Here is a 26811-nt window from a genome sequence, read left to right on the forward strand (position 1 = left end):
TTCTCTTCATCGTCTGTCTCCTCAGTTGGAGAACAGGCTAACTCTAAATGCCGGACTTTTCAGGGGAGCAGGTCATTACGCCAAGACACTGATGGCGACCAAACAAGTGCCAAACCTTCAACTGCGCTGGTCTATAGACACAGACGCTCAAGGGAGCAGCTCAACCGCAGGGGCCTGATTCCAGGAGGCTGGGTCAATTTGTACATAATAAATTGAAGTCAGGCCCCCAACCAGTATGGAGCCCCTATTCCTCGCGGAATGCCTGATTCAACTGTTCTGTCAGAGGTTTGGTGAGGTAACTCACCACGGTGCGGTCATCTGTTTTGATGAATGCCTCGATCGGCATGCCAGGCACCAGCGCGACATCACCAAGCCGGGCGATCTGGGCGGAGTCGAGCGCAAGGGTCACCTGATAATAACTTGCGCCGGTGACCTCATCGACCGACGTATTGGCGGCCACGTTGCTGACCTGCCCATAGAGTTCGGGCGTTGTGCGCTGATTGAAGGCGGGAAAGCGCAAAGTGGCCTCTTGACCAACGAACACCTGATCGATGGAGACCGGCGCGATGCGGGCTCGGAAGGTGAGGCCGAGATCAGAGGGGATGATCTGCAGGATTGTGCCGCCGGGTGGGACCACGCCACCGATGGTCGTCACCTGCATTTCGTGGATACGGCCCGAATTGGGTGCGATGATGCGAATACGGTCCAGCTGTTTCTGGGTCGACGTGATCTGCTGGCGCAGCTCTTGAATCGAGGTTTTGACATCGCGCAATTCGGTCACGACCTCTTCCTTTGAGCGACGTTCGCCCTGCAACATCTCAAGCTCGGTGTCGCGGATCGAGTTCTGGATACGCGCCAGTTCAGACCGGTGTTCAGCCACTTGGCCCAGCAAGTCGGCCTTGTTGCGTTGCAAAGCCAGCAGTTGCCCGGCCCGCGCAAGGCCCTTGTCCATCAGCGTCTGGACCACGCTCAGTTCGTCCTCAACCAGTGCGAGTTGCTGGTCCTTGGCCTCGATCAGTGCACGCACTCCGGCGATCTGGTTTTCAAATTGCCGCACCTTTTCGCGCAACTGCTCCTTGCGCCCTATCTCCAGCATCAACCGGGCGTCAAAGACCTGTTCCTGCCCGATGCGATGCACGTCAAAGTCTATGCCATCGATCATCGGATCCGGCGTTTCGAAACTGATCCGCTGCGCCCCGGCCTGTTCCGCAATCAGGCGGTCGCGCTGCGCGATCCCTTCGGACAAACGGGTCTTGTAGATCTCGATATTGGCGCGCAGCAACGTGTCATCGAGCGTCAGCAGCACGTCACCCTGTTGCACGGTGTCTCCATCTGCCACGTAAATCGTGTCGATCAGACCGCCATCCAGATGTTGCACCGATTTCGGCTTGCCCACGACTTCGACTTGCCCGCTGCCGATGACGGCGCCGCTGATCTCGGTCGTGCCTGCCCAAAATCCTGCGACCCCCAGCAGTCCTGCGAAAGCGGCCAACCCGAACAGGGCTGTGGCCCGCCCGCTGGTGCGCAAGGTGAATGGGGCTTGAAGTTCGGGCATGTGGCTCAGCTTTCCTGTTTCGGGGCGTCGCCCGGTGTCCGTCGGCGGGTCGCCGTTTGCAGGATTTTGTCCTTTTCCCCGAATTCCGCAACCCGACCCGCATGCAGCACCAGCACTTTGTTGACCGCGTGGATGGCACTTGGACGGTGCGCCATCACGATCACGGTCGATCCGGCCTCGCGCAGCGTCACGATGGCTTGGGACAGCGCATCATCCCCGCTCGCATCAAGGTTCGAGTTCGGCTCGTCCAGTACCACATAGCGCGGCATGCCAAAGATGGCCCGCGCCAACCCGATACGCTGCAATTGACCACCCGATAGCGGTGGGTTTTCGTACGATAACCGGGTTGCATACCCGTCCGGCAATTGCAGCACCATGTCGTGCACGCCTGCGATCTTGGCCGCCTCGATCACCGCGCCATCGTCGGCTTGCGGATCGAAACGAGCGATATTGTCTCGAATAGTGCCCGCCAGCAGTTCGAGGTTCTGGGGCAAATAGCCGATATGTTTGCCAAGGGCCGTTTCAGCCCACTGATCCAGCGTGGCCCCGTCGAGCCGCACCGTGCCAACATCAGGTGCCCACGCGCCCACAAGGATGCGCGCCAAGGTGGATTTGCCCGAGGCGCTTGGCCCGATCACCCCAACCGCATCACCGGGCGCGAGGTAGAAGGACACCTCGTCCAGAATGGGGGGCCGCTCGCCACGCTCGGCCATGGGCGCGAATTTCGTGACACCCGACACATGCAAATGCCCCTCGGGCGGGGGCAGATCGACGGTCGGTCGCTTTGCCGCCTGTCCGTCAAACAGCGCCTTTAGCCGCTTGTGCGCCTCGCGCATCCGCACGATCGAGCGCCACTGCCCGATAACCGCATCGACCGGCGCAAGTGCCCGGCCTGCAATGATCGACGCCGCGACGATCATCCCCGCGGAAATCTCCTGTTGCAGCGCCAGATAACCGCCAAGCCCCAGAAGGGCCGATTGCAAGAGCAGGCGGAAGGATTTGGAAAAGGCCGCGTAGCCTTCGGCCCGGTCACTGCCCGTTTGGCCAACCGCAAGGCCTTCGCGGTGCATATCGCTCCAGCGGCCCGTGATGCGCCCAGCCATGCCAAGGGGCACGATGGCCTCGGCGTTGCGACGGCTTTGGTCGACAAAATGGCTTTCAGCCCCGTCCATGCGCATGGCCTGCGCGTGGTAATCTTTGGTGGTGAGCTGGTTGAGCAGGGCAACAACAGTGACCACCCCCACCCCTGCAATGGCCAGCATCCCCAGCCAAGGGTGGATCAAAAACACGACGCCAAGGTAAAACGGGATCCAAGGCGTGTCGAACAGCCCCAGCATCGCGGGGCTTGGCAGGAACCCCCGCACCACGGCCAGATCATTCAGCGGACGACTGGTCTCACCACCGGGCAACAGGGCCGAACGGACCCAGAGGTCATGCGTGTCCTGCCCCACCTCCTGATCAAGCCGGAGGGCCGCCCGCGACAAGGCCCGCGTGCGCAGGAAGTCGTAAAGCCCGAGGAACATGAACAGCACGACCACGATCAGGAACAGGCCCTGCAACGTGGCCACAGACCCGCTCGACAACACCCGGTCATAGACCTGCAACATGAACATCGGTCCTGTCAGCATCAGAATGTTCACGCAAGCGCTGAACAGCGCCACGGTCACCATCGTGCCGCGCAAGCGCCGCCAGGCGTTGCGATAGGGGGTGTCGAGATGTGGGTTCAGCCGTTGATCGCTCATGATGTGCTAGTAGAACGAGAACTGGTCATCATCCAGTGCTGCCAGTTGTGTGCCCGCAAGAAACAATTGATCCCCGTCGCCAAAGTCAAACAGGACCCCGCCGCCGGTTTCACGCGCCGAGCCAAGCAGATCGTCAAAGCTCTCGATCCCCTCGACCCGCAACGCGATCTCGTCCCCTTCGATAAAGGACCGGCGCGTAGCGCGCGAGACCTCGAAGTCGTAGATCGTGTCGCGTCCATCGCCGGTTCCAAACTCGAACCGGTCCGACCCGCGCCCGCCGAACAGCGCATCACGCCCTGCCCCGCCCCGGATCACGTCATCGCCCGACCCGCCAAAGATCGTGTCGCGGTCCTGGCCGCCGTCGATAGTGTCCGCGCCGCTGCCCCCAAAAAGAACATCACGCCCGCTCCCGCCCGAGACAAAGTCATCGCCCCGACCGCCGAACAGCAGGTCGCCACCGCTGCCGCCTGACAGCAGGTCATCGCCGCGCCCGCCAAACAGCAGGTCCGTGCCCTGCCCACCATCCTGAGCATCGTCAAAGTCATTGCTGACCTCGATGCTCACGGTGGCCGTATCGGTGTTTGTCCCGTCACTGACCGTGTAGGTGAACTGGTCGGTGCCCTCGAAATCAAAGCCCGCCAGATAGCTGACAACCCCGTTTTCGAGACCCACTGTACCGGGTCCGGTATACGCCACGTCAATGACCGTCAGCGCGTCGCCGTCCCCATCCGTGTCATTGGCCAGCAAGGCCGCTGCATCAATGCGCAGCGTGTCCTGAACCGCAGTGGTGAAGCTGTCGTCATTGGCCACAGGGCCGACATTCGCACCGGGCGCAAAGGTCAGATCAAAGCTGTCTTCAACACTGAATGTCCCGTCGGTGGCTTGCACCGCGATGGACAAGGTGCCCGCCGCATCCGCAGGGGCTGTACCTGTCAGGCCCGCCTGGCTCACCTGCAACCAGGCAGGCAGGTCCGATCCGTCAGCCAGCCGTACCGCAAATGTCAGGTCGTCCCCGTCCGGGTCTTCGAAGCCGCTCAGATCAATGCTCACCTCGAACGGTGTGCCCGTCACAAGCGGTGCGCCTGCATCGTCCGTGTCGATATCGGCCAGCGGTGTCGTGATCACAGGGGCGTCGTTGCTGCCCAGCACCACGAGATCGAAGTCATCCGAAATCTCGATCTGACCGTCGCTGATCAACAGGCGCAGACCGTAAGTGCCCGCAAAATCTGCCGGGGCCTGTCCGGTCAGCGTTAGCGTGTCCGCATCAAAGCTGATCCAATCCGGCAACGCGCTGCCATCGGCATTGACCAAGGCAAAGCTGAGCGTGTCCCCATCGACATCCGCATAGATATTCTGCTGAAGCGTGACGCTGAACGGCGTGTCCTCTTGCACCGTGCGATCCGACAGCGGCGCTTGCAGGATCGGTGCGTCGTTGACCGGATCAATCACCAGTTCAAAGTCGCGGGTCGTACTGAGAGCACCGTCCGTGGCCACAAGTTGCAAGGCCAGCGTGCCAAAGAAGTCGGCAGGCGGTTGGCCGGTGAGACGTCGCTCGGTTGCGTCAAATTGCAGCCAGTTCGGCAGGGCGGTGCCGCTGGCGCGCGTCACTGACAGGATCAGCGCATCGCCATCTGGATCCGTCGCCACATCCGCGCCAAAAGCCACATCAAGGGCCGTGTCCTCGATGCCTTGCAACGCCGAAATTGGCGCAATCTGGGGTGCGCGGTTTGCAGCTGTCAGGTTGAGGACAATGGCGGCCGTGTCGCTCAGCGCGCCGTCACTGACCGTGTAGGTCAGGGTCACTTCGCCCTCAAGGGCTCGGTCGCGCGAGATCACGATGTCGCCTGCGTCGTCCAAGGCCGCCTGCACGCCCTGTGCGCCGGTGACATTGATGATCGACAGCGTGTCGCCCTCGACGTCCATATCATTGGCCAGCAAATCCGCAGCCCTGAGCGTGAACACAAGGTCCATACCCGCATCATGGGAATCATCACCTGCCTCGGGCGCATCGTTGACCGCCACGAGGGTCAACGTCACGGGGCGCACGACCGTCACAGTCCCGTCAAAGGCGCTGAGTTCGAGGGCAATCTCGCCATTGAAATCAGCGGGCGGGGTGCCCGTCAGGCGCAAGGTGTCGGGATCAAAGGCGATCCAGTCCGGCCGCGCAGCCCCTGCGGGCCCTTGCACGTCGATGCTCAGCGCGTCGCCGTCCACATCCGCAAACAGTGCCGCATCAAGCACCAGATCAAGGACCGTGTCCTCGACCCCCTCCAGCATGGTCGCAGCGATGGTGGGCGCGTCGTTCACGGGTGCAATCGTGAGCGTGACGGTCTGCACCGTTTCGACCTTGCCATCAAAGGCCGCCACATCCAGCAGCACGTCGCCGTTGAAGTTCGCAGGCGGGGTGCCCGACAGGGTCAGCGTAAGCAGATCAAAATCGAGCCATGCAGGCAATGCCGCTCCATTCACGCCGCGCACATCAACCGACACTGCATCCCCGTCCACATCCGTGAACAGGCTTGGGTCAAGTGTGGCGGCAAAGGCGGTGTCTTCGGTGCCCGTCAGCGCAATCGGCGCAATGTCTGGCGCATCGTTCACGGCGGCGAAGGTGATCGTGACTTCGGCCCGCGCCTCGACCCCGTCCCCATCGACGATGGTGTATTCAAAGCTGGTCGGGCCGTTGCGGTTTGCATCCGGCGTGATCAGCAGGCGACCCTGACCATCATTGACGACGCTGATCCCGTTTTCGTTCGACACGCCCGTCAGCGTCAGCCCAGTAAAGTCTGGATCGTCGTCATTGGCCAGCAGGTCACCGATCAGCAGCGACAGCGGCGTGTCCTCGACCCCGTCAAACGCATCATCGCGCGCAATCGGATCGTCTGGCACCGGGATCATATCGATCACGATGGTACCGGTCACAGGCTGATCCCCTGCATCAATAATCCGGTATTGCAGGACCGTTTCGCCAAAATCGTTCAGGTCCGGCGTGAACAGATAGTTGCCGTTCTCAAGCTGTTCGAGCGGCACTTCGGCAAATGGGCCGAAGGGTCCAGGGGCGAACGTCTGGAATATGGACAGCACGCTCAGCGTGTCGCCGTCAGGATCAATGTCGTTGGCCACAAGCAGCGCAGGGTCGATTTCGAGTGGGGTGTCCTCGTTGGTGCTAAGGTTGTCAGTGATCGCGAAGGGCAGATCGTTTTCCGGGTTGAGCGTGATCAAGGCGTAACCGGTGGATTGGGCTCCGCGTGAATCCTCGACCACATATTCAAAGCCCGCGTCACCAAAGTAGTCGGCGCGCGGCGTGAAAGTGACCACCCCGCCGTTAAGGGTGGCAGTGCCGTTGTCCACAGAGGCAATCGAGACGACGCTGAAACTGTCACCCTCGACATCCACATCATTGGCCAGAAGATCGGCCATGGTGATGCTGAGCGCCGTATCTTCTGTGCCGAGGATCGCCGCATCGGGGTTCAGGATCGGGGCGTCATTAACCGCGGCGATGTTGACGACAATCGACCCGCGATCCGTCAGACGCCCATCCGAGATGGTGTAGTCAAGCGTGACCGGTCCATTGAGGTTCTCGCGCGAAATGAATTGCAATTCACCTCCCGGCAGGAGGAAAATTTCGCCCTCTTGTGCGGTCGCAAAGGCCGACACAAAGCTGAACGCGTCCCCATCCGGGTCGAAGTCATTTGCCAGAAGGTCCGCAATCGAGATGGTCAACGGCGTGTCTTCGAGCGCATCGAAGGTGTCGGTGGCTGCAACAGGGGCTACATTGGTCGAGATCACATTGAGCGTGACCGTACCCGTCGCGCTTTCGCCCGTCCCGTCATTGATCAGGTAAGTAAAGCTGGCCGGTCCGGCATAGTTCGGATCGGGGGTAAAGCGCACCTCGCCGCCGTCCAGCACAACCGTGCCGTTGATCGCATCATCCACCGACACGAGCGTCAGCGCATCACCGTCCACATCCGTGTCATTGGCGAGCAGGTCCGCAACACTCAAGACCAGCGTTTCATCCTCGAACGCGTCGAACATGTCCGTGACCGCTTCGGGCGGATCGTTCACGGCGGCGATTTCAAAGGTCACGCGACCTTGGCCGGTGCCCTGCTGGTCGTCCGTGATCGTATAGACCAGCGTATCGATGCCGTTATAGCCCGCATACGGCGTATAGGTCAGCATGACCCCGTCATTGCCATCCAGCACCGTGCTGAGCGGTTCGGCAAAACTCTCAACACCGTCGGTGACCGTCACGATCAGATCAAGAACGCCAGTGGCGTCCAGAGGCACGTCGCCGCTCAGATCACCCGTCGCCGTATTGATGCTCAGCCACGCAGGCAGGTCCGACCCGTCCGCAAGGGTCGCCGCATAAACGCCTCCTGAAAGGACGGGCAAGCCCGTCGGAACCGCCAGTGTCAGGCTTGCCAGCGCGATACTGAGCGTGCCGTTCTGGGGTTGCGCGATGTCGATCACCCGGATCGGGTCGCCATCATCATCCACGTCATTAGCCAGCAGATCAACCAACGCAAAGGTCTGGGCCACATCCTCGGTCGCCGCGATGATATCATCGCCCGCGTCGGGTGTTTCGGGCTGGTCAAAGACGTTGACCACGATGATCGCGTCCTCTGCCGATACGCCGCCCTTTTCGTCCGCCGCACTGTAGCGCAGGGCGATCTGACCGGTGAAATCTTCTGGTGTGCCAAGCAGGAACCGGTCATCAAACAAGTTGGTCAGCACACCGTCCAGCGTCGCAAAGGTCACCACGTCATCAATCGGCAGTTCGGTCACAATCGCAAAGTCGCGCGGGCCTCCGGTGGCATCAATGCGCACCCCGGGTGTGCCGACGAAGACAGGTGGCGGTGTGCCTTCAAAGCTGAGCGCAGCTGCATCAAAGCTCAGCCACTCAACCAGATCGGCCCCCGTTTCCATCTCAGCTGTGAGGGTCTGCCCCCCGCCCACCGGCACGGCATAAAGCCCTTGGGCTGCAAAGAACGGATCATTGGCAAAAAGCGCGTTGAGCGATGCAAGGTCCGGTGCCTGCGGATCAATCACCACCTCGATGGCGAACCCGTCTCGGCCAAAGTTGACCTGCGTTTCGGTCTCGGCCTCTTCAAGCGCATCAAAGCGCAGTTGCAGGCGCACGAGGTCGGTATCATCTGCGCCAACCGGGTCGGTTTGCGTCAGCGTCAGGGTCTCGGGATCAAATTCAAGCCAGGACGGCAGGCGGCGGCCCGCAGCAGTCTGAACGCTGAAGGTCCCTGCCGAGATATCGAACAGCGCCAGTTCCGGCGTCAGCGAGACGCCAGCGGCAAGATCTGCATCCGTCGGCACGTCCAGGGACCAGCTGTGGCTTGTATTGCCGTCGGTATAGGTGCCCGTGACGGTGAACGCCTCGGTCAGGCCATCGGTCCGGGTGCCGGACAGGATCAGGGTGTCCGGATCCACAGTCAGCCCGTCAGGCAGGTCGGTGCCATCATCGAGCGTGACCGTCAGCACCGCGGTGTCAGTCAAGGCGTCCATGTCAAAGCCAAAGTCTGCCGCAAAGGCGTCGCGCTGGCTGAAGTCTTCGGTGAGCGCGCCCAGAACATCGAGGCTTTCAAAGAAAATCACGTCGCCTTCGGGGTCCAGATCGTTGCCGAAGACTTCGCCGGGTATGACGGTGATGACCGTGTCCTCGTCGCCTTGGGCGACGTCATCGCGCAAAACAGGTGCGCGGTTAGAGGGCAGGATCGTGATCGACACATAGCCCTCATCAAAGCCGCCATTGCCGTCTGCAACCTGATAGAGGAAACCCGCCTCGCCGTTGTAGTCGCTGCGCGGAGTGAACTGGATCAAGCCATCAACGGTAAATGCAACCCGGCCATTTTCGGCAAAGCGATCAAGGCCCGAAATGAACAGCACCTCGTCAAGCGGGTCGGTATCGTCGGTGTCATTGGCCAGCAAGTCCGCCGGATCAATCAGCAATACCTGATCTTCAAGCGTGACAAAGCCTCCATCGTCGCGCGCATCCGGCGCGTCGTTAAGCGGGATCACCGTCAACTCGACCGGGATGGTCGCCACGGCTCCACGGGCGTCCGTCAGCTCATAGGTGAAGCCAGCCGTGCCAAGTGCATCGGGTGTGAACAGGATCGTGCCGGTTGCCGCATTGTATTCAAGCGTGCCGCCGAACGCGTCGCTCACATCGGTGATGGAGAATGCGTCCCCTTCGATGTCAAGGTCGTTGCGCATCAGGTCGTCAACCGACAGCTCTGCGGTCCGCTCAAGCCGGATCGTTTCGCCATCCAGCCCACTGCGGGGTGCGTCGTTAACGGCAGCGAAGAACAGCGAGACTTCGGCGGTCGATGTCAGCCCATCTTCGTCCGACAGGGTATAGATCAGACCCGCGGGCCCGAAATGGTCGTCATCGGGCTTGATCTCGATCACGTCGCCATTGATCCAGCCAATGGCGTTGGTCAGGCTGAAATTGAACGGGAAATCATTAGGTAAGGCCGGTGATGGGTCAATTTCCTGTCCGTCGAGGTCCAACAGCGGTGTCATGTCGTCAAGGGTCAGCGCATCCCCCTCGATGTCCATATCATTGGCCAGCAGGTCCGAAATCCGGATGCGCAGGATCGTGTCTTCAACCCCGGCAAACACGCCGTCATTCACCCCTTCGGGTGCGTCATTGACCGGGGCCACGTTGACCTCGACGCGCGCCGTGCTTTCGCGTCCGAACTGGTCTCGCAGGGTGTAGTCAAAGAACGCATCGCCAAAGAAATCCGCATCGCCGACAAAGCCGATTTGCCCATCTGGCAGGATTTCGACCACGCCATTTACCGCATTCTGCACCGAGATCAGCGCAATCCCGTCCGTACCCCCGCTCACGTCGTTCTGGATCAGGAAGGCCGGGTCGATCACCTCCTGTTCGTCCTCAATCGCGAGACGATAGACATCGTCAGCCGCATTGAACCGGCCCAGACGTTGCAATGCGTCGATCTGGTCACGATCCCAAACGGTGCCGTCGGCAAAGACTACCTCTTCGATACCCGTCTCTGTGCCGAGGAAGTGATCTCGCACCCTGAGTGTGTCGATCAGGAAGCCTTCGTCGCGTTCCAGTTCCAGCAGCAGGTCGTCGCCCTCGCGGATGACCGACAGGTCCTTGGGCAGGATGTCATCCATCAGCACAACGCGGTCGATATCGCCCGCATCACCGGCCTCGATCACGAGGTCCGTGCCGCTGTCATAACCAAAGACATATCCGTCCGAACCAGCGGCCCCTGCCATCCGGTCATCGCCCCAGTTCCCGTTGATCAGATCATCGCCTGCGCCACCGGTGATTGTGTCATTGTTGACGGACCCGGTGACCGCTTCGATGTTGCTGAGCGTGTCACCAAGGGCTTCGCCTGCGGTGCCCAGACCTGTGCTCAGATCAACTGCGATCCCTTCATCGGCGGTACTGTAATCAGCGGTGTCAAAGCCGTCGCGCCCGTCCATGATATCGGCCCCGCGTCCACCGCGCAGGATGTTGTCATCGTCGTTGCCGGAAATCGTGTCATCGTGGAACGAGCCCTGGACGATCTCGATGCTGTCAAACACATCACCCGTGGCGTCCCCGCCCCCGGCACTGCCATCGGCCATGTCGACCTGCACACCGTCCACCGACAGGGTGTAGTCCGCCGTGTCGATGCCAGCACCACCGCGCAGCACATCCGCGCCGCGCCCGCCCGACAGGATGTCATCGCCCGCGCCGCCATCCAGCGTGTCCGCACCGCGCCCGCCTGACAGTATGTTGCCGGCATCATCGCCGGTCAGCGCGTCGTCAAAGTCGGATCCGGCGAGGTCTTCAATCGAGGTCAGCGTATCGCCCGCCGCGTCGCCGCCACTGGCTGTGTTGTTAGCCAGCGAGACCGTCACCGCAGCCTCGGAGGACCGATAATCCGCAGCATCGCGGCCCACGCCACCGTCCAGATCGTCGCCACCTGCGCCACCGACCAGAACGTCATCGCCCGCGCCACCGCGCACGGTGTCCGCTCCGTCACGCCCCTCAAGCAGGTCGCGTCCGCCGCGGCCTTCAAGCAGGTTGTCGGCGCTGTCCCCGCCAAGGGTATCGTTCCACTCGGACCCAATCAGGGCCTCAAGATTGGTGTAGATGTCGCCCTGCGCATGGCCTCCTTGGCCCACACGGGTAGACAGGTCTGCGCGCACGCCCACATCGGAAGCCTCGAATGTGAGGGTGTCGATGCCTTCTCCGCCGTCAATGCTGTCGCCATCATCGCCGCCTGCAATCAGATCATCGCCCGCGCCAGCCAGGATCGTATCCGCACCGGTGCCTGCGTCGATCAGATCGGCACCGTCATTGGCCTCGATCCGATCGTCACCGGCGAGTCCTATGATCGTCTCGCCCAGATCATTGCCGATCAGCAGATCATCCTGCGGTGTGCCAGTCAGCGTCAGGTCGTAGCTGTCCGTGACCACGGCGGTGATCAGGGCAGTGTCCTCGAACCCCGCCGCATCGGTGATCCGGTAGGTCAGCGCAATCGGCCCGCTGAACCCTTCGGGCACGCGCAGGACGATAAAGTCGCCTTCGACCGTGGCCGTGCCGACGCTGGCGCTGTCCACCCCGACAAAGCTCACTGCTTCCTCGTCCACATCAAAATCGTTGGCCATGATCTCGGCGATCCGCACTACAAGGGGTACGTTCAGCTGCGTGCTGGCGACCGTATCGGTCACTGCCGTGGGTTGATCATTCTGGGGAATGATCTCGATATTTACAAAGCCCTCCGTGCTGCCATCCGCACCATCCGACACCGTATAGAAGAAGCCGGACACATCGGTGACATTGAGATCTGGTGTAAAGACGAAATCGCCCGCCGCGTTGCGCTCAATCGTGCCTTCAAGCCTATCAGCCGGGAAGTCAAAGCGGCCCGGCAGACGGAAGCCGGTGATTTCAAGCGTGTCCCGATCGATGTCGGAGTCGTTGGACAGAAGCACCTCTTGAGGGATGATGGTGACCACGTCCTCGAACACAGACACGCTGTCGTTGACGACCACAGGCGGGGCGTCCCCCACATTGTCAAAGAACAGGGTAACCGTTGCATCGGCCACGGCCCCTTCGGGGTCAGAGACGATATAGTTGAAGGTGGTCAGCCCCCAGAAATCCGCATCCGGAGTGAAAATCACCGTGCCATAGTCGGTGATCGTGACCACCCCGTCCGCAGCATCCGACACATTGTCAAAGGTCAGCGCGAGCCCTTCGACATCGGCATCGTTCTGCATCAGCGCACTGATCGGAATTTCAAGCGGCACGTCTTCCGTGCCCCGCAGCAATGTGCTGAAGGCAGTGTCGCGCACATCATCGTTGCCGGTGATTGGCCGGTCGTTCACAGGCTCCATGTTGATGGTCACGCGGCCAATCGCATTAGCCCCCTGCCCGTCATCCACCACATAGCCAAAAAAGGCGGTGCCGTCGAAATCAGCCCAGGGCGTGAACAGGATGGTGTCATTGTCGAGCCGCTCAGCGGTGCCGCCAAAGGCATCGCCAAAGAAGCTGGAGGCACGCAGTTGTACGAGGCTCAGCGTGTCGCCATCAGGGTCAAAGTCATTGGCCAACAGATCGGTGATGTTGACGATGAAGGGTGTGTCTTCCAGCAGCGAATAGACATCCTCGCCCGGGATCGGCGCGTCGTTCACAGGGGTGACTTCAATCTCGACGCGCGCCGTGTCAGTCAACCCGTCGGGGTCGGCGATCACGTAGTCAAAATAGGCCTCACCAAAGAAGAAGGGGCGCGGTGTAACCACGATGAACCCGTCATCTGTCAGTTCCGCAGTGACGTTCTCGTTGCTGATCACAGAGGTAATCGCGAAGGTATCACCGTCGACATCGCGGTCATTGCCAAGCAGGACCGAGGTTGCAATCAGGAAAGCGTTGTCCTCGTCCGTGACAAACCCGACATCATTGCGCGCGTCCGGTGCGTCATTGACCCCTTGCACGACGATGCTGACCCGCGCCTCCGCGCTGCCACCTTCCGGCGTGTTGGCAAGGTAGGTAAAGCTCCCGGTCCCGACAAAGTTCTGATCCGGCGTGAATGTGACTTCGCCAACACTGCTCAGGCTGACAGAGCCATTTTCGGCGTTAAATACCTGAGCAATCAACAACCGGTCGCCGTCGATATCATTGGACAACAAGCGCTCGGCTTCGATGGTAAGGAACCCGTCTTCGTCCATGACAAAGCCGGTATCGTCGCGCGCCTCTGCAATGGGGCGTACCCGCAGATCAACCGTGGTGGTGGTCAGCCCGTTGCGCCCATCTGACAGGGTGTAGGTCAGTTGCGTGGGGCCAAAGAATTCCGTGGCAGGGGTAAAGACCACGTCGCCGTTCTGATCCAGTTCAGCCATGCCGTTGGGGCCGCCATCGACTGCAATGATCGACAGATCATCCCCATCCGCATCAAAGTCATTGCGCAGCAGGGTGGAGGCCGCAATCGTCACCGCCTCGCCTTCGGTCACGGTGAAATACCCATCGGCCACAGCCACAGGTGCGTTGTTGGCTAGCAGTTCTTCCAACGTGGCGATGGTCCATGTGACCCCATCGGAGAAAGCGAATTGCTCGATGCCGGCACGGTTGCCTGCAAGCGCATCCACGATTGTCAGACTGTCCTCGGGGGCCGAGGTAAAGCTCAGCTTGATCGTGTCACTGCCTTTGAACAGGCGGGTGACCGACACTTCACTTGAGACGAAGTCGGGGAATTCGACCCGGTCAAGGAAAAGGCCCTCGCCGCCCAATTCGCGGATTTCGTCATGTCCGTTGCCCCGCGCCATGATGTAGGTGTCGGCCCCAACGCCCCCAAGCATGACGTCCGCCCCGGCACTGCCGTGGAAGACGTCATCACCATCAAAGCCGTGCACGGATTCCGAGCGTGCGGTTTCCGCAAAGCCCAATGCCTGCGCGCGCATTTCGGTGCGATCCCATTCGGTGCCATCGGCAAAGATGATCCGGTCAACCCCGTCCACACCCGTGGCCAGTGCCCCTTCCAGGATGATGCGGTCGCGCCCATCCACAAAGACCAGCGCCAGATCGAGGCTGTCCGCCCCGGCGCGCAGCGCAAAGGCGAGATCATCAGGGGTCAGCCCATCGAGGCGCAACACGTCGCCTGTGTCGTTCCCGTCATCGCTAATCCGGTCGTCGCCATCACCTTTGGCAAAGATATAGTTGTCGTCCCCCGCGCCCCCGGCCAGAAGGTCAGTGCCCGTACCGCCCGCAAGTACGTCTGCGGCAACGGTGCCCACAATTACGTCAGCCTCGTCGCTGGATTGCGCCTGCACCAGCGCCTCTTCGATCTGGGACAGATCAAATGTGGTGCCATCATCGCTGAGCGTGATGCTGGTGATTGCGGTCGCGCCGTCCACAAGCCCGTCGACAATGGTGATCTCGTCACCCAAATCCGTCAGGCGGATGATCAGGTCCGGCCCATCAATCCCGCGCCGGGTAAAGGTGACGTCCTCGGCGGCATATCCTGCGATCTGGAGGCTGTTGGCGACCCCCAGGCGATCGTCGATAATATCCGCGCCACCCCCGCGGGTGTAGAGATACAGATCAGCGCCATCGCCCCCGATCAGGCGGTCATCGCCGCCAAGCCCATCCAGCGTATCGGCCCCGGATGTGCCGGTGATGCGGTCATTGCCTGGTGTTGCCGTATTCGACGCTGCGAGGTCTGCAAATTCCGTCCGGGTCCAGACGGTCCCATCGTCGAAGGCGATGCTCTCGATCCCGCGCCCTGTGAAGGTTGTGATGGACGAGCGTGCAGTGATCCGTCCGCCATCGCCCGCACCGGGGCTCGAGTCTGCGATGATGATTTCAAGATCGGACTCAAAGCCGCCCTTGAGCGTCACTTCGCCTGGGTCGACACCACGCAGTTCAAGCCGGTCATCTCGGCTGCCGGTGGTGGAGTTTTCCAGGATGCGGTCCGCGCCATCTCCACGTGACCAGATATAGACGTCGTCACCGCCAAGTCCGCTCAGGATGTCATCGCCCGCCCCGCCTTCGATGGTGTCAGCGCCAGCGCTGCCGGTCAGCTTGTCATCAAATGGGCTCGCAAGAGTCGCGAGGATCTGGGTGCGCAATGCGCCCAGATCAAGCACTGCGTCGTCCCCGATCTGAAGCGCTTCGATCCCGCCACCGGGTGTGAGGCCATTGTATGGGGTGTCTGCTTCGACGAACATGCCCTGGATCAGGACGGAGCCGCCATCAGCGGCACCGGGTGCGCTTTCAGCGATGCGCAGCATCAGCCCTTCGCTGATCAGTTCATAACTGACATTGGCCGCGTCCACCCCGACAAGTGTCAGCTGATCAAGGTCGCTCGCGTTGCCAATCCCGCTTTCGAGGATGATGTCGTCACCATCCCCATGCGTCCAGAAATAGCTGTCGTCGCCAGCGCCGCCCTCCAGCACATCATCGCCAGCGCTCGCCGCGAGCTGGTCGTCAAAGTCGGTGCCGACCGTCAGATCATTGCCCGCGGTGATCGAGGCGTCGATGACGCTCTGCAAGACATCCCCAATCGCCAGCTCTGAGCCATCCTGAAACACGATCCGGTCGATCAGATTGTTCTGATCCGCGTCGCTGCGATAGGCATCAGACATACGCAGGCTGCCGGCCTCGATCCCCGCATCGACATTTGCATCAATCACCACCAGCAGATCGTCTGCATCCCGTACAAAGCGCACGTCGGCTGTATTGAAGTCGGGCAATTGCAGCACGTCATTGCCACTATTGAAACGGCTGCCGCTGTCGTCGATGACGTCATTGCCGTCACCATTGTTGTAGATATAGGTGTCGTTGTAGCCATCGGTGATGACCACATCGTCCCCACGACCCAGTTCATAAGTGCCAGGACCCTTGGCATCTTCGATGATGTCGTTGCCATCCGAGGACGGATCGGGCGACAGGATGCCTTCGATGGTCGCTGCATCCCAGATCGTGCCATCGTCAAAGGTGATCTCGCCCAGTCGCGCCCTTTCAAGCGTTGGGCTTTCGACATCAAAGATATTCTCGATGGTGTAACCGTTGACGAAGCGGATGAAGGAGCCGTCCCCGGCACCGGGCGCGCTTTCATCAATGCGGATCAGCAGGTCAGGTCCTTGCACCACGAGGGAGAATGCATCCGGAGCAATCCCACTGAGTTCAAGTCGGTTTTCCACGTCGAATGGATCGGCCTCGGCCGTGATCAGATCATTCCCGTCGCCGCGTGCATAGACGAAGGTGGTGTTTTCGAACGGTGAGACAAGCACGTCATCGCCGCCCAGACCTTCCATTGTGACCCCGCCGGGGTTGAAGCTGTCGGCGCGCAGTACATCGTCGCCTTCGGTTGCTTGCACGACCGGGATCAATGCAATCAGATCGCTGCTGGTCAGAACTGTCCCATCATCAAGCGTAACGGTTGTGCCCGTCAGCTCGGCTTCAGGTGCCAGCCAGATCTGCCCGCCATCGCTTGGATCTGCGACCCGCTCTGCGATGTTGAGGACAAGGCGATCACTGCGCCGCTCGACGCTCAGTTCGGATTCGAGCACACCCACAAGGGTGATGTCCGCATCGGCGGCACCGCCACCGGGACCAAACGGATCGTCAGGGCCAATGGGTAAATCAGGGCCCCCGCCACCGTTGTCGTCAGTCGTCGGCACAGGCGCATAACGGCCCGCCTGCACGCCCCGCTCAAAGGTGAACGCGCCATCGTAGGTGCGTGGGTCGGCGAGCTCCGCCGCTTCAGCTTGTGCAATCAGCTGATCAAGACTGAGGATGAGCCCATCGGAGAATTCGACCTCGCGGAAGGAGGTCCCTCCGAACGGGCTTGTCGCGGCCACGATGCGGAGGCTGTCGGTAGACACGCCCCAATCGATCATCAGATCGTTGCCATCATCAAAGACGGATGCCGGTGGCAGAAACCACAGCGAAACCTCGGTCGAGGCGACATCAAGCAGCTTGATCCGGTTGCCCGAACCGCCAAAGTCACTCCCCCCAAAGAAGAAATCGCTATAAGATGTAAAGCTGTCGTGTCCATCACCGCGCGCGTATTCAAAAGTCACATCACCCGTGTAACCTTCTGAATTCTCGACAAAATATGATTGATCTCCAGCCGCCGCATCCACCGTAGCCTCATAAGGCGAGACATTGATGACTTCGACCTGGCCGGCCGGGCCGGGGTAAATTTCGGTCTGGGCTGCAATCTGCGAAAGCGACCAATAGGTGCCATCTGCAAAATCAATGGAGCGCAGGCCCGAGGTCCCCTCCTGCACCACAATCCGGTCGGTGGTGCCGATGATCTCGATGATCAGGTCTTCGGGATCATACTGCCCTTGGGTTGCGATGGGCGACTGGATCAGACGCACATCGCTTGGGTTGATGTCGGTAAACTCGATGCCGACGCGCACCGCATAGGTGTCGCCAAGGCTGACAAAGTCCACACCATCGCCACGCGAATACACGATTGTGTCGGTGCGGCTGGAGCGATAGCCGGGTTCGATCACATCGTCGCCAAGGCCGCCCTCGAACGTCTCGGACAGGTCATTGCTGCCCACAAGCGTGTCGTTGCCATCCGTGGCAACGCCATCGTTGGCACCGCCATTGGTCACAACGGCACGTGCCTCAAGTTGCGAGAAGCTCCAGCGGACACCGCCCGCGAACAGCACCTCATCAATGGCACCGGCGCCGACGCGCCCATCGCCGCGCAACTCAATCCGGTCATCCGTGCCCTCAAAGGTCAGGATGTAACCGCGCTCGGCATAGACATCGCGGGTCACGGTGACTTCGCTTTCGAGGTAGCCACGAATGTCCAGCGTGCCCTTGCCCGAGCTGTCGGAGGGGCGAATGATGTCGTGTCCGTCGCCGCGGTTGAAGATCAGCGTGTCATCACGGAAATCACCTTGGAAGACATCATTCCCAAGCCCGCCTTCAACCGTTTCAAAAAGGCCGGTCATCTCGATCAGGTCATCACCGTCACTGACTTGTGCCGCGATCAGCATCTCCCCGATGGTGTCGATGGTGACAGTGCCGTCATCAAAGATCAGCTCTTTGATCGAGCGCCAGATGGTCCGGGTCGTTACCCCGCCGCTGAAGGTGCTGGACGATGACGTACTGAAGAACGCGTTATCAATGACAATGCTGTCTTCGGTGCCCGCAAAGCGGACAATCAGGTCCTCTTTGTCCGCTGAAAGTTGGGCATATTCGGCTTCATCAATCGTGTAGCCGTTGAGGCGCAGGCTGTTGCCTTCGCGCGTGTCAGGCAGGTCATTGATCCGGTCAAATCCGTCGCCACGGGTATAATTGTAGACGTCATAACCGTCGCCGCCTTCGAGGATTTCAGCCACTGGGCTGGCCTCGATCACATCATCGCCATCAGTGCCCTGAACAATGCGCGGCACGGAGTCCACTACGCTGTTTTCCAGCGCGTTATCGATCTCGTTACGGCCCCATTCGGTCCCATCTGCAAATCGGATCGTCGTGACACGGGCTGAGAAGGTGGACAACGCATTCTCGAGCGTGACCTGATCGCCATTGCCAAGCAGGACGATGATGTCGCTGGTAAAGTTGTCATCGGTGGTGATGATGCGCACTTCACCTGGCAGGTGATCGGGCAACACGAGCGTGTTGACGTCAAGGCGGCTGCCCGCCTCGTTGATCACGTCGCGCCCGTCGCCACGGCGGAAGATATAGGTGTCATCGCCCCCATCGCCGCGCAGCAGATCGTCGCCTGCGCCGCCTTCAAAGGTCTCATTCTCGTCCGTGCCCGACATTACGTCGTCAAACGGTGTACCCTTGCCGATGGCCTGCGTGATCAGCTCTGCTCGGCTGATGGTGCTGCCATCACCGAAAACGACAGTTTCGACACCGTTCAGATCGCCGTCAAAGCGCAGCGTGATCTCGTCACGTCCGCCTTCAAAGCTGAGCACCAGCTCGCTGCGGGCGGCGGGATCAAAGGCGTAGGTATCTGCACTTGCCACAGGCAGGCTGACAGTCATCTCGCTGGCCAGATAGCCGCGGATTTCGACCACATCAGTGCCGCTGATATCCGTGATCACATCACGTCCATCGCCGCGCTCAAAGATAAAGCGGTCATCGCCCGCGCCGCCGCGCAGGTCGTCATCGCCCTGCCCACCCTGAATCACATCATCGAGCGCGGTCCCAAAGACCACATCAGCCCGTTCGGTTTGCTGGGTCTCGATCAATGCAGCCAAGACATCGGCGCGCTGCCAATTGACCCCATCCGCAAAGCGCAATGTCGGCAGGGTCGCGCTGACGCGGCCCCCAACCAGAATGATCTGGTCTCCGGTTTCGGGGAAGCCGATGGTCAGATCATCGCCAGTCAGCGAGGTGATGCGCACCTCGGCTTGCTGAGATGTCAGATCGTCAAAGACGATCTCGGCACTTGTGAGCGTCTCGGGCGGTGTGATCCGGTCCACCCCGTCCCCCGCACTGAAGCTGATCGACGTGTCGTCTGCCATCTTCACCGCGTCGAAGCCGGCCCCCGGGATCAACGCGAAATCGACGTCAAAGCTGGTGGCGTCCAGCACATCCATTCCGCCATTGGTCTGGTTTTGCAGGATTTCGTTGCGCACCGCATCAAGCGAGAGCTCGGTGCCATCCTCGAACACGAAATTCTCAACCCAGTCGGCAGCATCAGAAGATGCGCCCTTGAGGATCACAAGGGTCTCACCGGTCGCATCAAGCGTGACCAGCAGGTCTTCCTCAATCTGGTCAAAGGACACATCACCCCGTCCAACGCCGGTGCCAAAGGCGATCTGATCGATGCCGCCCGTGTCACGTGCACTGTCGGCCCCGTCGCCAAAGCCAAAGCGGTAGGTGTCATCGCCGGTACCGCCGGCTAGGGCATCCGACCCGGCACCGCCAGCGAGCACATCTGCACGACCGTCAAAACCGGTTAACTGATCATCCCCGTCGGTGCCGCTCAACAGCAAGTCGCGGACCTGTTCACCGGTCAGCGTGGTGCCGTCAGCAAAATTGAATTCTTCAATCGTGGACGTGGTCAACCCATCCGCGATGGTCAGCACGTCGCGCCCATTGCCCAAGTCGACCAGTAAGTCGTCACCGTCCCGGCGCAGGATCAATTGCGCGGACGTAATTGCCTCGCCAAAGACGATACGGTCGATGACGCCAGAGGCATCTGCAACCTCTTCGATCCGGTCCAGATCATAGTCGAGCCCAAAGGCATAGCTATCACCTTCGGTACCGCCACGCAGGGTATCATCGCCTTGGCGGCCATCCAGCGTGTTGGGTTGATCCGGCACCCCTTCGATCAGGTTGTCGCCGCGGTTACCACCTTCGATCTGCAACAGCTCTTCGACGTCAGAAATGGTCAGATCGGGCTCATTGCGGAAGGTAAACCGCTCTACTCCGCTGACAGTGCCCGCGAACTGGTCGCGAATGCGCAAGCTGTCGGGTCGGTCTGCGATGGTGATGACCAAGTCATTGCCATCCTTGGTGAATTCGACATTGCCGCGATTGATGTCGCCACCGAATGCAACGGTATCGTCGACGATTTGGGGCACGAAACGGCGGTCGTCCCACGAGGGCTGTTCGCGCACATCCACAATCACATCCGCGCCATAGCCTGCGTCGAACTTATAGGTGTCGCCCCCGTCCCGGCCAATCAGCAGGTCGTCGCCCGCACCGCCATCGATCGTCTCGGCAAAATTCGAGCCGCGCAGCGTGTCCGCGCCACTTGTGCCGATGATGTCGATGTCTTCAGGGTTGAGGTCCGTGAAGGTAATGGCACGATCATCAAAGATGAGCTCTTCGACGGCGAACGCCTGAACAAAGGCCCGCACGTATTGGTTTTCGAGCACAAGCCGGTTGCCGGTTGTGTTGTCGGTGATGATCAGGTCAAGATCGGTGCGCCCAAAGGTGACATCCGCGCTGTTGAGTCCACGCAACTCGACCCGGTCCGCGCCGCCACTATCAAAAATCGTATCAGAACCGGTGTCGCGCGCCCAGACGTAGACGTCATTGCCGCCCTGCCCTTCAAGACGGTCATCGCCCGCACCGCCATCAATGCTGTCAGCAACCGAGAAGCCATAGACCGTGTCATCGCCATCGGTGGCCGCAATGTCCACATAGTGCTGGAGCAATTTGTCCCAAGACCAGATCGTGCCGTCACCAAAGGCAATATTTTCGATCCGGTTGATATAGCCCACGAACAGCGCGCTGGAGAGGAAGTCGGTCATGATAACCGCATCCCCGGTGCCGCTGACACGAAGGGTCAGGGTGTCGCCCGCGCCGTCACGTTCAAAGTCGAAATCACTCCAACGCAGATCATCACGGAACTGAAGCGTGTCAGTCGGTTTTTCGCCAATCACCGACAGGCTGTAATCGGCATCCAGAACGACATCTTCGCCGTAGCCACGGCCAAAGATGTACGTGTCCGCCCCACCTTCACCGCTCAGGAAATCGTCGCCCGCGCCGCCATCCAGCGTGTTGTCGTTGAGCATGCCATAGATGACGTCGTCGCCGTCGGTTTTGGCGTTGGCCAGCACCCGCTCCATAATCTGCTCAAAGTCGAGCGAGGCGCCATCATCAAAGACAAACCGTTCAATCATGAAGGGCGAGACGAAATCGAAATCGAGGCTCTCGTCAAACTCACCCAAAGCCCCGTTCAGGGGGTCCCGTATACCACTGAACTGTCCTTCGATATAAAGGCTGTCGCCGGTTTCGTTTCCTTGATCATCGAGGATGAAAATCTGCAGATCGTCGGATCGCCCGTCGCGCTGCAAACGGGTCTGCTGTTCCGTGATCCCCTCGCGGAAGAACAGGAAATCGAGCCCGCCCTTGAGCGGCCCGATCCCAAATTGGGAAATCGAGGTCTCAAAATCGATCCGGTCGCTGATGACGTCCTGACCGTCGCCGATCCCGAAAAAGTAATAGTCCCCGCCCAAGCCACCACGCAGGACATCGTTGCCAAGTCCGCCTTGCAGCACATCACCCGAACCCGAGCCGATGATCACGTCATTGGCATCCGTGGGCCTGCTGACCTCCAATGCCATCTGGAACCGATCCCAGAGTGTGCCATCCGCAAACGAGATGTGATCGACCCCGGAATCCTGCCGCTTGTTATCGAGGATGGGGTTCAGCTCACCGAGGAACTGATCCTTGATCCGGATTTCGTCGGTCCGCCCCTCGATCGTGAGAACCATGTCCTGCCCGTCGCGCACAGCCGTGACCTGATCGGGCAGCACCGCAGTAAAGCGCAAGCCATCGCGCTCGCCGGTGTCATAGTCGATGATGATGTCATTGCCGCTGTCGCCACCGACGAAATACACATCCTCGCCCCGACCCCCGCGATAGGTCTGATCGCCTGCAGTCATGTAGATGTAGTCGACACCCGAAGTGCCTGCGACCTCGGTCGCCGTCTCGTCATGATCCACCAGCCGGGACTGATCGGTCGAAAGTGCAAACATCACGCTGCGCAGATCAAGCGGTGTCGAGACTGTCTCGTAAACCGGGATAACATTCTGCAAGATGAAGTTCTGATCGATGGCGACAGTGGCCCCACCGGTATTGCCCGAGCCGTTCGGGCGATAATCGGGATAGATCTGGACGAGGATTTCGTTCCAGTCCATGAGGTAGTCGCGTGCCGCATCATAGGTGTCGGGCATCGCCTCGAAGATCGCCTCGAACAGCGGAATGAGTTCCTGATCCGTCGTGGGCGCAAAGGAGTCGTTTCCAGAGATATATTCAATGCCTTGGGCGAACTCGGACAGCCCGCCTTGCAAAGCGATCCGCGCTGCAAAGGCGCGGCTGGCGGTGATGTATTGATCCATCACGATGTCGAGCAGTTCGATCATCGCGTTAATGCCTGACACATAACCATCGGGACCAGCAACGCCGGTGTCACGCTCCGGGCTGATGGTGTAGGAAATTACACCTGTGTCGGCGGCAATGCTGGCTGACAGCATCTCTGGGCGGAAATCAAAGCCCGACATGGAGGTGGCCAGATTAAACTGGCCCGGCGTCAGCAATTCGACGCGGAACTGGCTGTCATCGGTCGAACCGACCTCGTCCAGCGTGTCGAAATCAATTTCGAAGTTGCGCAGGTTAAAGTCCTGCGCCGTTCCGATCTTGGCCTGCAATTCCAGCGCGCGATCAAGGTTGCGCGCCCAGACATAGAAACTGCCATCGGCGTCGGTGACTTCGACGGTGTAATCCACCACAAGCCCATCGATGAAGTTGACCCCAATCGCTTCGACTTCGACCGCCGCCAAGGCGTTGAACCCGATTTCTTCGATCCGCCATTCCTGACCGGCGGGCGGTGCCATGGCCGCGATATCGGCCACGGTCGGGTTTGTGATCACAGCGCCATCGGCATCGGTGACAGGCGCGCCGCTGGCCAGCGACCACGTGCCATCCTCGGACTGCGCGCCGTAGTCGCGCACAACCACGCGCCCCTCAATGACCTCGGCCAGATAGGGTGCGGCTTCGCGCGTCTGCAGCGGCTCGCCCCGGTCGGAGGGTGAGAACATCTGCTCAAGCTGCCAGACCTGCCCTGCGGGGGCCGTGTGAGCCATCACGTCCTGCAACGTGGGACGCGCAATTTCGATCCCGTCCACATCCGTAACTGGCGCACCACTTTCCAGTGTCCAGTACCCGCCCGTGGCATCCTCGACATAGATGGCCCGGTCTTGCAGCGTGGTCTGCCCGTTGGTCTCGTCCAACAGCACAGGTGCCAGTTCGCGGGTGAGATTCTGCACAAAGGACCATTGGCCCAACAAATCCGCCGAGGCAGCGCGCAATTCGGCCAGATCAGGTGTGGTCATCGCCGCTGCCGCAGTGCGTGCAATATCAGCGAGGGCGAAATCATTGGACATCGCCACGTCCAGGTTGATCACGTTCCCAAAGCCACGGGCGTAAAGCACGCTATCATCCGACAGCCACGCTGCCTGCCCAACTTCGCCGTTGAACTGGGTGACCACGTCGTCCAGTTCGAACACGGCATCATAGACTTTGGAGGTCCGCCCATCCTCGAACGCGAATTCGCCCACGCGGTGCAATTCGGTGCCCTGCGGTGTCTCGGTGCCTTCGGGCAAATCGGTGCCGCCCGCATCAATGGAGGCGATGCCAAGCTCGGACAGGGTCTTGAGCTCGCCCCCGTCCGTGACGCCGTTCTGATTGCGGTCCTGCCAAATGCGCAACTCGGCAAAGATGGCATCATCAATTGTGATCACGCCGTCTTCGTTGCCATCATATGCGGCGAGTTCGGCGAAGCCCGACGCGCCTACGCCGCCGAACATCTCGGATATGTCGTCGATCAGCCCGTTGCCGTTTTCGTCCAGCACGAGGAAGCCGTCGTCACCATCAAGCCAGCCAGTCCGCTCCGCAAAGAAGTCGCCGTCAAAGTCGAAGAAGACGTTGGCGCGCTGCATCGCAATGGTTTCAATCCCGTCACCGTCAAGATCCAAAATCAGCGGATCAACCCCGTCAACCCACTCCCACGCCTTGCCCCAAAGCGACGCCGCCCCCGCATAGGTCAGCACAGCCTCGATCAGCGGCAGCGCGCGGTTTATCCCACCCGGAAAACCCGGAAACCACGAGTAGATGTCGAGGAACGGATTGGAATTCTTGAACAACATCCCCATGTCGCCCGCCGCATCCGGGTTGAAGCCGGACCCTGCAAACACGAGGCCAAAGAGGCTCGTTGTTCCTTCCACTTCGCCTTCTTCAAGGTTGCGGAAGCCCGCGCTCCAGATTGTCGCAGCAGATTCAAAGTCGACAAAGCGCATTCCGCCGCGCAGATTAGGCCCGTCATCCCCCCATGTCGCAAAGTCCTCGGACCCAAAGAAGTTCCGGAAGGCGTTGACCACATACATGTTGCCATCGCTGAACTGCATGTAGTTGATAAACGGAAGAAAATAGTCAAAATAGAGCGGGCTGGTCATGGTCGCGAAACTGGTCACACCGCCCGCAGAATCGAGGATGCCCCCCTGCCCCAACCCAAGCGGCAGGTTGTTGGTGCCGCCCACCAGCGGCACACCCCAGAATTTCAGAACGTCATTGGGGCTGGGGTCCCACATGGTGGTCTGGTTGTACCACCAGATGTTGTCCGAATTTTCGGACCCTTCGAGGTCAGTGCCATCCGGGCTTTGGCCGTCGATGGTGTCGCCGTAGATGTCACCGCGGTACGATGTATTGAAGATCCAGTCACGGCCATTGCCGCCAATGGTGACAGCGCGTTCGCCGAAGATTGTTACGACCCAGTCATCACCGGCGCCACCATCAAGGACAAGACGCTCTTCTTTCTCGGCGATTGGACTGTTGTCACCCTCATAAAGGGCATCCCCTTTTTCGTAGTAAATCGGCTTGAACCCAACGAGGATGTCATCACCACCGTTGCCCCGCGCTTCGCCCCAGCCTTCGTGCACGACAAGGTTGCCCTCGTCATCGCCTTCAACGATGGTATCGAAGCCATCAAAGGTCCATTCGCCCTTTTCATTGAGCAAGTTGTTGTCTTCGAGGAACTCACGTGCGAAGGCCAGCGGCTTGCCCTCTGCAAAGAGCGGGCCTTCGAGACCAAAAAGACCGTCTTTGCCAACGACAAGGTCGGTCGCTTTCTCTTTCGTATATTCAAAGACGTCTGACACAAAGTTGACCGCGGCATTTGCGAGGCCAGCTGCCGTGCTCGCGGCGGATGCCAAAAGAGGCGCAAGGGCCTCAGCTGCCGCGTTACCCGCTTCGGGGAATAGGGCGTAAAATGCATTCGCCATCGCGCGGCCAGCAACATCCCCCGCAATGCTTGCCGCAATCGCTGCCGGCAATGTCAGCAGGCCGAAGCTCGCAACACCAGCCAAGGCGGCGGCGACCGCACCGGACAGGCCACTTACGACGCCGGCGACGATCTCGGCAAGAAGCTCCTTGTTTTCGTTGACCGGTTGCGTCTCATCATAGGTCGGCGCAGCTTGCGCAGTTGAGGCACTTGCACCCAGGGCAACAAGCGTTCCAACGGTAATGCCCAGACCGAAAACCCCAAGTTTCCCGGCTTCATCAATGTTATTTGTGATCAGCTCCAGAACGCGTTTGGGTATCTTATCAAAACTTGATATCTTCGCCCCGCCGACTTTCTCGTTCAGCGCGTCCCGCGCATAATCAAGTGATTTAACGACGTTATCGCCCTCGATTCCACCACCGGCACCTTCGATAAGTTTGATGTTGTTTTCGGCCACATAGGCTTCTGAGAACTTGGTCGAAGCTGCTTTGCTAACGGGGCCCGTTTTCTTGTAATCGGTAAAATCATCCAATGAGTTTTTTGAGAATATACCGCCGTTATCGATATTCGTGCCTTCAAATTCGAATTTTCCGGATGTTCCGATCTTGGGTTTGAGCGCCAAAGCCTCGCGACCAGCGGGAGAGTCTAGAATATTTTCAAGATTCAGATGCTTTTTGAAATCTGTTTCCAGTTGCGATGTGGATGGCTGACCTTTGTAGTCTTTTAGAAGTTTAGGGTCGCGACGCGATGTATACGCAACGAAACCATTTGTTTTGGCGCC

At 60.0% G+C, this 26811-nt stretch carries 3 protein-coding genes; all 3 read right to left on the reverse strand.

The genetic code is table 11. The features are described from left to right. Positions 1-244: 244 nt before the first annotated feature. From Q0908_RS18715 to Q0908_RS18725, 3 genes are read right to left on the reverse strand one after another with little or no spacing between them, the layout of a single operon-like run. Positions 245-1555, reverse strand: a complete 1311-nt coding sequence (locus Q0908_RS18715; protein ID WP_299288277.1) for an HlyD family type I secretion periplasmic adaptor subunit — start codon at positions 1553-1555, stop codon at positions 245-247. 5 nt (positions 1556-1560) lie between these two features. Next, entirely contained in the window at positions 1561-3297 is a 1737-nt protein-coding gene (locus tag Q0908_RS18720; RefSeq protein ID WP_299288280.1) for a type I secretion system permease/ATPase, read from the reverse strand. Positions 3298-3303: 6 nt separating this feature from the next. Further along, positions 3304-26652 (reverse strand): tandem-95 repeat protein, encoded by a 23349-nt coding sequence (locus tag Q0908_RS18725; RefSeq protein ID WP_299288283.1) that lies wholly within the window; start codon positions 26650-26652, stop codon positions 3304-3306. Positions 26653-26811 lie beyond the last annotated feature (159 nt).

The sequence above is a fragment of the uncultured Tateyamaria sp. genome (genome assembly GCF_947494755.1).
In the GTDB taxonomy this organism is placed as follows: domain Bacteria; phylum Pseudomonadota; class Alphaproteobacteria; order Rhodobacterales; family Rhodobacteraceae; genus Tateyamaria.

Bases quoted from the DNA above. Each gene is read 5' to 3' on its own strand.
- Q0908_RS18715 (WP_299288277.1), bottom strand. From the start codon at position 1,555: ATGCCCGAACTTCAAGCCCCATTCACCTTGCGCACCAGCGGGCGGGCC.
- Q0908_RS18720 (WP_299288280.1), bottom strand. From the start codon at position 3,297: ATGAGCGATCAACGGCTGAACCCACATCTCGACACCCCCTATCGCAAC.